Origin of the sequence: Arthrobacter sp. CAL618 (assembly GCF_000468215.1) — a bacterium.
In the GTDB taxonomy this organism is placed as follows: domain Bacteria; phylum Actinomycetota; class Actinomycetes; order Actinomycetales; family Micrococcaceae; genus Arthrobacter_D.
This window is the reverse complement of sequence record NZ_ASZW01000268.1, coordinates 2,652-13,269: the sequence shown is the minus strand read 5'-3', so window position 1 is coordinate 13,269 and position 10,618 is coordinate 2,652. Positions and strand designations below refer to the sequence as shown.

Annotated in this window: 9 protein-coding genes and 1 pseudogene; 5 read left to right on the top strand and 5 right to left on the bottom strand. The window is 65.0% G+C overall.

Annotated elements, in window-relative coordinates; all coding sequences use genetic code 11:
• Window positions 1-783: transaldolase (gene tal, locus K728_RS0116385; RefSeq protein WP_024477363.1), on the bottom strand; the 783-nt coding region annotated here is incomplete at its 3' end.
• 26 nt (window positions 784-809) lie between these two features.
• The gene (gene tkt / locus K728_RS0116380) at window positions 810-2,990 is read right to left on the bottom strand and encodes a transketolase (RefSeq protein ID WP_024477362.1); all 2,181 of its coding nucleotides are present in this window, start codon (window positions 2,988-2,990) and stop codon (window positions 810-812) included.
• 346 nt (window positions 2,991-3,336) lie between these two features.
• On the opposite strand from tkt, the gene K728_RS0116375 reads away from it, so the two are divergent.
• Window positions 3,337-4,281 carry a heme o synthase gene (locus tag K728_RS0116375; RefSeq protein WP_019483802.1) on the top strand — a complete coding sequence of 315 codons (945 nt, stop codon included), beginning with the start codon at window positions 3,337-3,339 and terminating at the stop codon, window positions 4,279-4,281.
• Window positions 4,282-4,307: 26 nt separating this feature from the next.
• Window positions 4,308-5,207: a dihydrodipicolinate synthase family protein gene (locus K728_RS0116370; protein ID WP_024477361.1), complete on the top strand. Its 900-nt coding sequence runs from the start codon at window positions 4,308-4,310 to the stop codon at window positions 5,205-5,207.
• Here the strand turns inward: K728_RS0116370 and K728_RS0116365 are convergent.
• From K728_RS0116365 to K728_RS0116355, 3 genes are read right to left on the bottom strand one after another with little or no spacing between them, the layout of a single operon-like run.
• Complete coding sequence (locus tag K728_RS0116365; RefSeq protein ID WP_019483804.1) at window positions 5,191-6,192, bottom strand: COX15/CtaA family protein; 1,002 nt, start codon at window positions 6,190-6,192, stop codon at window positions 5,191-5,193. The genes K728_RS0116370 and K728_RS0116365 overlap by 17 nt on opposite strands.
• A gap of 5 nt (window positions 6,193-6,197) precedes the next feature.
• Window positions 6,198-6,941: an ABC transporter permease gene (locus K728_RS0116360; protein ID WP_024477360.1), complete on the bottom strand. Its 744-nt coding sequence runs from the start codon at window positions 6,939-6,941 to the stop codon at window positions 6,198-6,200.
• On the bottom strand, window positions 6,938-7,888 hold the full coding sequence (locus K728_RS0116355) for an ABC transporter ATP-binding protein (protein ID WP_019483806.1): 951 nt from the start codon (window positions 7,886-7,888) through the stop codon (window positions 6,938-6,940). The genes K728_RS0116360 and K728_RS0116355 overlap by 4 nt, the downstream gene beginning before the upstream one ends.
• A 155-nt stretch (window positions 7,889-8,043) precedes the next feature.
• On the opposite strand from K728_RS0116355, the gene K728_RS0116350 reads away from it, so the two are divergent.
• From K728_RS0116350 to K728_RS23380, 3 genes and pseudogenes are all read left to right on the top strand, one after another.
• Window positions 8,044-8,904 (top strand): helix-turn-helix transcriptional regulator, encoded by an 861-nt coding sequence (locus K728_RS0116350; protein WP_024477359.1) that lies wholly within the window; start codon window positions 8,044-8,046, stop codon window positions 8,902-8,904.
• On the top strand, window positions 8,904-10,379 hold the full coding sequence (gene sufB / locus K728_RS0116345) for a Fe-S cluster assembly protein SufB (RefSeq protein WP_019483808.1): 1,476 nt from the start codon (window positions 8,904-8,906) through the stop codon (window positions 10,377-10,379). The genes K728_RS0116350 and sufB overlap by 1 nt, the downstream gene beginning before the upstream one ends.
• A gap of 2 nt (window positions 10,380-10,381) precedes the next feature.
• Window positions 10,382-10,618: pseudogene (locus tag K728_RS23380) on the top strand (Fe-S cluster assembly protein SufD); the annotation flags it as partial.

Here is a 10,618-nt window from a genome sequence, read left to right as displayed (position 1 = left end):
CCGGGCTCCGGCGGCAGCGAGAACTTCCCACCGCTCCGTCTCGAACAGCTCCTCGTACACCTGGTAGGCGAGCCGGGCGTTCGCCAACCCTGCCTTGCCTTTCAACGCTGCGGCTTCGTCGGTCCCGATGCCGTCCAGACGCTTGTCGATCTCGCTGTCCACGCGGGACACGAAGAAGGATGCGACCGAGTGGATGGTCGAGAGGTCAAACCCGTTTTCCTTCGCCTGCTCGATGCCGAGCATGAAGGCGTTGATCACAGCCCGGTAGCGCTCCAGGGAGAAGATCAGGGTGACGTTGACGCTGATCCCTGCGGCGAGGGTGCACGCAATTGCTTCGAGCCCCTCGACGGTGGCGGGGATCTTGATCAGGACATTTGATCGCTGCACCTTGGCGTGGAGGCGCTTGGCCTCGGCGATGGTGCCCTCGGTATCCCGGGACAACCGGGGGTCAACCTCGATGGACACGCGACCGTCGACGCCGCCGGTGCTCTTGGCTGCTGCGCCGAAAATGTCGCAGGCCTGGGCGACGTCGTGGGTGGTGATGTCGAAGACAGCGTCATTGACGGGGATGTTGGCTGCAGCCAACGCCTCGACCTGGGTCGCGTAGGACTCGCCCTGCTGCAGTGCCGCGGCGAAGATGCTGGGGTTGGTGGTGACGCCAACCACGTTGCGTTCCTCGATCAGGTGCTTGAAGGCGCCCGAGTTGATGCGCTCCCGTGAAAGGTCATCGAGCCAGATCGATACGCCGGCCGCGGAAAGGTCTGATGTGGGTGTTGAAGTCATGGTGGATCTCCTTGAATTGTCGGCTGTTACTGCTGGTCGCCGGTTTCGGATGATGCGGGGCCGGACCACGCCGGCGTGCCGTTGGGTGCCCGGTGGTCGCCTGCAACAGCGATGGAGTCGCGGGCTGCCTGGACGACGGCGTCGGCGGTGATGCCGAATTCGTTGAACAGCCGCTTGTAATCAGCGGATGCACCGAAGTGTTCCAGGGACACTGACCTGCCGGCATCGCCAATGAGTTCGCGCCAGCCGAGGGCCACCCCGGCCTCCACGGAAACCCGCGCCTTGACGGTGCCGGGAAGCACCGATTCACGGTAGGCCTCGTCCTGGCGGTTGAACCATTCAAGGCTCGGCATCGAAACGACGCGGGCAGCGATGCCCTCCGCCTGCAGTGTTTCGCGTGCCTCAACAGCCAGCTGAACCTCCGAGCCGGTGCCGATCAGGATGACATCGGGAGTGCCGCCGGTCGCTTCGGCGAGGACGTAGGCACCCTTGGCTGCGCCTTCGGCTGAGCCGAAGGTGTCGCCGTCAGCTGCACCGGTGCCGCGTGCATAGGTGGGAATGTTCTGCCGGGTCAGGACGATCCCCGCCGGGTTCTCGGTGTTCTCGAGGATGGTGCGCCAGGCGACAGCCACCTCGTTGGCATCACCCGGGCGGACGACGTCGAGCCCTGGAATTGCGCGCAGGGCGGCCAATTGCTCCACCGGCTGGTGGGTGGGACCGTCTTCGCCCAGACCGATGGAGTCGTGGGTCCAGACATAGATGGACGGGACCCCCATGAGTGCGCCCAACCGGACGGCCGGACGCTGGTAGTCGCTGAAGATCAGGAAGGTGCCGGAGAACGCCCGGGTGCTGCTGTGCATCACGATGCCGTTGACGATCGCGGCTGCCGCATGCTCGCGGATGCCGAAGTGCAGCACCCGGCCGTACGGGTTGCCCTGCCAGGTGTCGGTCTGCTTGCCCTCGGGGATGAACGACGGCGACCCCTCGATCGTCGTATTGTTCGATTCTGCGAGGTCGGCCGAGCCACCCCACAGTTCCGGGAGCACCGGGCCAATGGCTGAGAGCACTTTGCCGGATGCGGCCCGCGTGGACATGTCCTTGCCCGCCTCAAATTCGGGCAGGGCGTCATCCCAGTTGGCCGGGAGGGTCCGGGAGGCGATCCGGTCGAGGAGCTTGGCGTTCTCGGGGTTGGCCTGCTGCCAGGCGCCAAATGATTTGTCCCATTCGGAGCGCAGCGCCTGCCCGCGGTCGCTGACCTGCCGGGCGTGGTCCAACACCTCGGGGGCAACGTCGAAGTGCTTGGCCGGATCGAGGCCGAGGGTCTCCTTGAGGGCTGCCACCTCGTCTGCGCCGAGGGCCGAACCGTGGATCTTGCCGGTGTTCTGCTTCGTCGGTGCCGGCCAGCCAATGATGGTCCGCAGTGACACGATCGAGGGCCTGGACGTCTCGTCCCGTGCCGCTGTCAGGGCGTTGTACAGTTCCTGGACGTCTTCGACGTAGTTGCCGGTCTTGGTCCAGTCAACGCGCTGGACATGCCAGCCGTAGGCCTCGTAGCGCCCGAGTACGTCCTCAGTGAACGCGATGTCGGTGTCGTCTTCGATGGAGATGTGGTTCTCGTCGTAGAGGACCACCAGATTGCCGAGCTCCTGGTGTCCGGCCAGCGACGAGGCTTCAGCCGTGACACCCTCCTGGAGGTCGCCGTCGGACGCGATCACCCAGATGGTGTGGTCGAATGGGCTCTCGCCGGCGGCGGTATCGGGATCCATCATGCCGCGCATCCGGCGCTGGGCGAAGGCGAACCCGACTGCCGAGGCAAGGCCCTGACCCAGCGGTCCGGTGGTGATTTCGACGCCGGCGGTGTGGCGGTATTCCGGGTGGCCGGGGGTTTTCGAGCCCCAGGTCCGCAGGGACTGGAGGTCCTCGAGTTCCAGTCCGTACCCGGAGAGGAAGAGCTGAATGTAAAGGGTCAGGGAGGTGTGGCCCGGCGACAACACAAACCGGTCGCGGCCGGTCCACTCAGGCTGGGAGGGGTCATGCCGGATTAGTTTCTGGAACAGCAGGTAGGCCGCGGGTGCCAGGCTCATAGCCGTGCCGGGGTGGCCGTTTCCCACCTTCTCCACAGCGTCTGCTGCCAACACCCGGACGGCATCCACCGCACGCGTGTCCAGTTCGGTCCAGGTCAGTTCTTGCGTATCAAGCTGCGGCACGAAACCTCAGCCCCTCTCTGTGCTCCACGGCCAGCGCCGCGGCGCCCTGTGGGACTGGCGATCGCCGTCTTTGCGCACCGGAACAACTGGCCGTTCACCGTTGTAAAAACCTGCATTCTGGCTACCCACGCCCCGCGGCCACCATTTTACCGGCGGAAACGGGCTGGGCATTAGGGTCAACCCTATCGTCTTGGGCCGGTTTTCAAATTTGTGGTTCACATCGTGACGTGACGAGTCTCTGGGGCGCATCCGGCGAGGTTACTTCTACAGTCTGTAAAATCTGGGAGGGAGGGGACGGTATGATGAGAGAGGACTTTCCCCCCAGCAGAAACGGCAGTGTTACCTCGTGAAGACCGAGCAGGATCCGGGCCTTGCCAGCACAACGGGCACCAGTACGGGTTTCAAACGCAAGGCCAAGGCCTATCTCGCTCTGACCAAGCCTCGCGTGATCGAGCTGCTGCTGGTCACCACACTGCCAACCATGATCTTCGCCCAGGGCGGACTACCCGGTGTCTGGCTGATGATTTCGACCATGGTCGGTGGCGCACTGGCCGCCGGCAGCGCCGGTTCGTTCAACTGTTACATTGACCGCGACATCGACAAGGTGATGCACCGCACCGAGAAGCGGCCGCTGGTCACCGGTGAGGTTTCCCCCCGCGAAGCCCTGATCTTTTCCTGGGTGCTCGGCGTTGCCGCTATTGCCCTGCTGTGGTTCGGCGCCAACCCCTTGACCGCTGGTCTCGGCGTGGCAGCCATCTTCTTCTACGTGGTCGTCTACTCGCTGATTCTGAAACGCCGCACGCCGCAGAACATTGTCTGGGGCGGAGCCGCTGGCTGCATGCCGGTACTGATTGCCTGGGCCGCTGTCACGAACACCATTGAGTGGCCAGCCGTGGTCCTCTTCCTCATCATTTTCCTGTGGACGCCGCCGCACTACTGGCCGCTCTCCATGAAGTACAGCGACGATTACAACGCGGCCAAGGTGCCGATGCTGGGCGCGATCGCCGGTGCCCGCGTTGTGTCCGTCCAGGTGGTCCTCTACGCCTACGCGACGGTCGCCTGCTCACTGCTGCTCATCCCCGTGGGCGGGGCGGGCTGGGTATTCACCGTCGCGGCCCTCGCCGCCGGTATCTGGTTCCTGTCGGAAACCCACAAGCTCCACACCTCTGCGGTGCGCGGCACGGTCACTGACAAGGGTTCCATGAAGGTGTTCCACGGCTCGATCAGCTACCTCACCGTAGTGTTCCTCGCGCTGGCCATCGATCCGTTCATCGGCGGCCCGGTCTTCTAACCAGTGGGTACGACTAGCATGAGCACATGGTGTTCAACGGTCTAATCGCGTATCCAGTCACTCCCTTTCACGGGAACGGTGACATCAACTTCCCCGAGCTGGCGTCGCTGGTGTCCTCCCTCGCGTCCTCGGGGGTGGATGCCATAGCGGTGCTGGGCTCCTCGGGTAGTTTCGCCTACCTCAGCGCCGCTGAACGATCGCAGGTCGCCTCGACCGCCGTCGACGCCGCCCAGGAGTCCGGCGTTCCCGTCGTGGTGGGGATCAGCTCGGTGGGGACGAGGGAAGTGCTCGACGCCGCCCGGGACGCCGAGCGCGCCGGAGCCTCAGGTGTGGTGCTCTCACCGGTGTCTTATGTGCCGTTGAACAACGATGAGGTGGCGACCCAGACCGCTGCCGTCTGCGAGGTCACGTCCTTGCCGATCTGCCTTTACAACAACCCCGGCACCACCCAGTTCCACTACGACCTGGAACTGGTCGCCGAACTCCTTGACCTCCCCAATGTGCAGGCGTTCAAGGACACTGCCACCGACGTGGTGTCCTTCCGGCAGCGCTACGACCGGTTGCGGTCACTGACCAGCCAGCCGTTCAGCCATGGGCTGAGCGGGGACCTGCTGATCGCCTCGGGCGATATCGCAGCGGACGCCTGGCATACCGGTCCCGCGGCGCTGCTTCCCCGCGCCTACACCGAGTTTCGGGCGGCGGTAGTCAGTGGGGATGGTGCCCGGATTGCTGAGTCGCGGAAGCTTCTGCTGCCGGTGGTGCAGGCCGTCCTGCGGCTGCGGAAGCTGAGCGGGCTTCATTCACTGGCGAAAGCGTGTGGCATCGACGCCGGGGACCCGCGGCTGCCGGTATTACCCGTGCCGGGTAGTGAGCAGCGCGACCTGGCACGCCTGATCGACGCGCTTGAGGTTACCGGTCGTCTCTGAAGCCCGCGGGCTCCGAGGCGACACCGTGGTCGTCGGATTCCAGTGTGGCCCGCTCCTGGCGGCTTGCCGCCAAATAGACGCTGTTGGCCATGGCCGCCGTCAGCACTGATGCTCCGAGCATATGCAGGGCCACCAGCACGACGGGCAGGTGCAGGAAGTGCTGCAGGTAGCCGAGGGCGCCCTGGGCAAGAACCACCGCGGCGAGGATCACCACCGATGTCCTGAGTCGTGACGCTGCCGACTCGCGGTACACCAGCACCAGCGCGACGGCGACCGTGAGTACCAGCAGATAGACCGGCGCCGCGTGGATCCGGGTCATGAGGTCGGGGTCGAGGTTGTTCCGGGCGGCGCCAGCGTCACCGGCGTGCGGGCCGGATCCGGTGACGATCACTCCGAGGAAGACCGTGATGGCTGTCAGCACTGCCGCAGCGGTCAGGATCTGACGCAGCAGCCGTGATCCCAGCGGCGCGGCCGACGTTGCCGCCTGCGCGGTGGTGATCCGTGCCCGGTTGACCAGCACCGTGGCAAGGACAATCAGAACCATCGAGACGATGAAATGCCAGCCGACCACCCAGGGGTTGAGCTGGGTCAGCACCGTGATGCCGCCGAGGATAGCCTGCGCGGGGATGCCTGCGGCCAGCGCGATGGCGAGCCGGAACAGGTCCTTGCGTTCCTTGCGCAGATTCCAGAGGGATACCACCATGGCGATCGCAATGGCTGTCAACACGAAGGTCAGCAGCCGGTTGCCGAACTCGATCACCCCGTGGATGCCCATCTCCGGTGTATTGACGATTGACGTGGCGGTGCACCTGGGCCACTCAGGGCAGCCCAATCCTGAGGCCGTGAGCCGCACGGCACCGCCGGTCACCACGATCATGATCTGGGAGATCAGCGAGGCGAGGGCCAGACCGCGAACGGACCGCGAGTTGGTGCGGGGGAGTTTCGCTGTGAGACGGCTCCAGCCGGTGGGTGCAGGGTGTGTCATGTGTGCTAACTCCATTTGAACCAGCGGATGGCGGCGAGGCTGGACAGGAAGGCCCACGCCGCGAGGATAAGGAACGCAGGAAGGTTGAAGGCCCCGTCGATGAGCGCCGACCGTAGTCCGTCGCCCAGCGCCGAGGACGGCAGGATGTCAACGAACGGCCGCATGGCATCGGGCAGCAGCGTCCCGGGGAGCACAATACCGCCGGCCACGGCCAGCAGGATCCACACCAGGTTGGTCACGGCAAGCGTCGCCTCCGGCCGGAGGGTTCCAGCCACCAGGAGGCCCAGGGCTGTGAATGCCGCAGCGCCGACGATCAGTTGCACCAGCCCAGGCAGCATCCCCGCAGCATCCGGGCGCCATCCCAGCAGGACCGCAACGGTACCGATGACCACCAGCTGGACTGCCAGGACAACGACGACGCCGAGCACCTTCCCCAGGATCAGCCCTGGTTTACCCAGGGGAGTAGTGGACAGGAACCGCAGCACGCCGTAGCGGCGGTCGAAGCCGGTAGCGATGCCCTGCCCGGTGAAGGCAGTGGACATGGCACAGAGCGCAATGATGCCCGGGGTCGCTGCGTCGATTCGGCTGTCCGCCATCCCGTCAAGGAACGGCGTCAGGACCAGGACCACCAGACCGAGCAGGGGCAACGCAATGGCCAGGACCAGTTGTTCCCCGTTGCGGAGCATGGACAGCGCCTCGTAGCGGCCCTGCAGGAGGATGCGTTTAGCCAGCGGAGCGGCAGTGCTCATCGGATTTCCCGTCCGGAGATGTCGAGGAACACGTCTTCGAGGGACCGGGGTTGCATGCTGATGGACAGGGGCAGGACGCCGGCCTCTTCCCACCACCGTGCAAGTCCTGCCAGGTCGGCGGGGGTGAAACAGCCAGCCACCGAATAGCGGCCGGGATCGGTTTCCCTAAAGCTGAGCGCCGGAAACGCGCCGGCCGGGAGGCCGAGGCCTGGGGCGGCCTGGAAGCGGAGATCCCGGTACGTGTCGCCGGCGTCGTCGGCGGTCAGGTCAGCGACGGTGCCGTGGGTGACGGTGCGGCCCGTGTCGAGAATGTAGACATAATCGGCGAGCTTCTGGGCGTCGTCGAGCAGGTGGGTGGTGAGGATGATGGCCAGCCCCTCAGCGCGGAGTTCACGGATCAGGTCGAACACGATGGTGCGTGACTGCGGATCCAGTCCTGCGCTGGGCTCGTCCAGGAAGAGCACCTCGGGGTTGCCGATCAGCGCGCAGGCGAGGGCGAGCCGCTGTTTCTGGCCGCCGGAGAGCCGTCGGATGCCCGTGGTGGCGTAGGAGTTGATGCCCAACCGGTCGGCAAGCTCGGCCACCGGGCGGGGTGCGCCGTACATGGCCGCCACATGGTTGAGCAGGGCCAGCGGCCGGGCCGACGGCGGGAGCCCACCTTCCTGCAGCATCACTCCGACTCTGCTGCGAAGCGCCGCTCCGGCGTTGAACGGGTTCTCACCGAGTAGCCTGACCGTCCCACCGTTGGGGCGCTGCAAACCCTGCGCGCATTCGAGGGTGGTGGTCTTGCCGGCACCATTCGCGCCGAGGAGCGCCGTGACCTGCCCGGGGTAGGCTCGAAGGTGGACGCCGTCGAGCACCCTGACCATCTTGCCGTCGAGCGCGGAAACGGGTCCAAAGTCCTTGACGAGCGCTTCAACTTCCAGCGCGGGAGAGGGGTTTGGCACTCAATTATTCTACGGCATGTAGTAGCTGTGCCTTCCCGTGCGGAACCGCCCTTCGGATAGCCTCGCCTTACTGGCAGTGGGGAACAGATTAGGACATGATTGTGTTGTCTATTCTGTGGGCATAAATCTGTGCCGCGGATTCCGGAGGAGGCGACATGAGCAATTCATCCCCAGCCAGCACCTTCCCGGCTGAGGCGCGCCCAAATGGCTCCCAGCCAAATGACTCCCGGCCCAACAGCTCCCGCCCCAACGGTTCCAGGCCCACCGGTTCCAGGCCCAGTGAGGTCGAGGACCGGACCCGCAGCAAGGTGCTCGCCGCGGTCCTCGAACACGGCCCGGTCAGCGCGGCTGAACTCGGTGAACGCCTGGGGTTCACCCCGGCGGCCGTCCGACGCCACCTTGATGCCCTGTCCCGCAAACAGCTCATCGAAGTGAAACTGGTCGGCAACCCCTCCTCGGGAGCGGGCCGGCCGGCCCGCCGGTACGTGCTGAGCCAGCGAGGGCAGACCGAGCTGGGCACCGACTACCTGTCCATCGCCAAGGCGGCTCTGACCCAGCTCCAACTGGTCGCCGGTCCCGACGCCGTCGACGAGTTCGCCCGGACCCGCTTCGCCGAGATGGAAACCCGGTACCGCCCCCTGGTGGAAGCCGCCGGCCCCGACCTCGAAGACCGCGCCCGTGCGCTGGCCGGAGCACTGACCACGGACGGATTCGTGGGGTCCACCACGGTTGTCGGGCGGAACGCCCCGAACGCTGCCATGCTGGCGGTCCAGCTCTGCCAGGGTCACTGCCCGGTGCAGGAGCTCGCCGCCGATTTTCCCTCATTCTGTGACCAGGAGACCGAAGTATTCTCCCGGCTGCTCGGCGTCGACGTACGCCGGCTGTCCACGCTGGCGCGCGGCGGCCACGTCTGCACCACCCACATACCTGTGGGCCGGGTAACACCGGCCCCCGCCGGGACTGACATCCCCGGGCTAGAACCGACCGTATCCAACCATCAGCATGAAAGGCCGTGATGACGGATCAAGTAGACCAGAAGACAATGGCTGAGCCAGCCGTTCCGGAAGCAGTAATCAGTGACATCCTGGAGCGCAATCCGGAGCTCGAAGGCATCGGTAACTATGCTTTCGGCTGGTCGGATAAGAACGACGCCGGCGCCAACGCCAAGCGCGGACTCAGCGAAGAGGTTGTCCGCGACATCTCGGCCAAGAAGGACGAGCCCCAATGGATGCTTGACCTGCGCCTGAAAGGCCTCAAGTACTTCGACCGGAAGCCCATGCCCGCCTGGGGCGCCGACCTGTCGGGCATCGACTTCGACAACATCAAATACTTCGTGCGCTCCACCGAGAAGCAGGCTGGCAGCTGGGAAGAACTCCCCGAAGACATCAAGAACACCTACGAGAAGCTCGGTATCCCCGAGGCAGAGCGTAACCGTCTGGTCTCAGGCGTGGCGGCCCAGTACGAGTCCGAGGTGGTCTACCACCAGATCAACGAGGAGCTCGAACGCCAGGGTGTCATCTTCATGGACACCGACACCGCGCTGAAGGAACACCCCGAGTTCTTCGAGGAATACTTCGGCTCGATCATCCCGGTGGGCGACAACAAGTTCGCATCGCTGAACACGGCCGTCTGGTCCGGCGGCTCCTTCGTCTACGTGCCACCCGGCGTTCACGTTGAGATCCCACTGCAGGCCTACTTCCGGATCAACACGGAGAACATGGGCCAGTTCGAGCGGACCCTCATCATCGCCGACGAGGGCTCCTACGTGCACTACATCGAAGGTTGCACCGCCCCGATCTACACGTCGGACTCCCTGCACTCGGCTGTCGTCGAGATCGTGGTGAAGAAGGACGCCCGCGTCCGCTACACCACCATCCAGAACTGGTCGAACAACGTGTACAACCTGGTCACCAAGCGGGCTATCGCCCACGAGGGCGCCACCATGGAGTGGGTTGACGGCAACATCGGCTCGAAGGTCACCATGAAGTACCCGGCCGTCTACCTGGTAGGGGAGCACGCCAAGGGCGAGACCCTGTCCATTGCTTTCGCCGGTGAGGGTCAGCACCAGGACACCGGTTCGAAGATGGTGCACATCGCACCGAACACCAAGTCATCGATCATCTCCAAGTCGGTTGCCAGGGGCGGTGGACGGGCCGCCTACCGCGGGCTGGTCCAGGTCCGCGAGGGTGCCACGCATTCGGCGAACACTGTGCGCTGTGACGCCCTGCTGGTGGACACGATCTCCCGGTCCGACACCTACCCGTACGTGGACATCCGCGAGGACGACGTCACCATGGGCCACGAGGCAACCGTGTCGCGCGTCAGCGAGGAACAGCTGTTCTACCTGATGTCCCGCGGCATGCCCGAGGACGAGGCCATGGCCATGATCGTGCGCGGGTTCATCGAACCCATCGCCCGTGAACTCCCCATGGAGTACGCCCTCGAACTGAACCGCCTGATCGAACTCCAGATGGAAGGGGCAGTAGGCTGATAATGGCTGAAGCTACCCAATTAGACGCTCCGGCGTCCGAAGAGAAAATTGCCATCGACGGTTTCACCGAAGAAGGGGAAAACCTTTCCCCCTTCAACGAGGGCACCGACCAGCATGGCGCGAAAAAGCACAGCCACGGCGACGCCCCGGTCATCCCCGAGGCATCCCGCGGTGAGCGGCTCAAGTCCTACAAACTGGCCGACTTCGCACCGCTGAACGGCCGCGAAGAGGACTGGCGG

What these genes read in the sequence shown, in the direction of transcription:
- K728_RS0116350 (WP_024477359.1), top strand. Translation starts at nt 8,044, where the DNA reads ATGAGCAATTCATCCCCAGCCAGCACCTTCCCGGCTGAGGCGCGCCCA.
- K728_RS0116370 (WP_024477361.1), top strand. Translation starts at nt 4,308, where the DNA reads ATGGTGTTCAACGGTCTAATCGCGTATCCAGTCACTCCCTTTCACGGG.
- K728_RS0116365 (WP_019483804.1), bottom strand. Translation starts at nt 6,192, where the DNA reads ATGACACACCCTGCACCCACCGGCTGGAGCCGTCTCACAGCGAAACTC.
- K728_RS0116360 (WP_024477360.1), bottom strand. Translation starts at nt 6,941, where the DNA reads ATGAGCACTGCCGCTCCGCTGGCTAAACGCATCCTCCTGCAGGGCCGC.
- sufB (WP_019483808.1), top strand. Translation starts at nt 8,904, where the DNA reads ATGACGGATCAAGTAGACCAGAAGACAATGGCTGAGCCAGCCGTTCCG.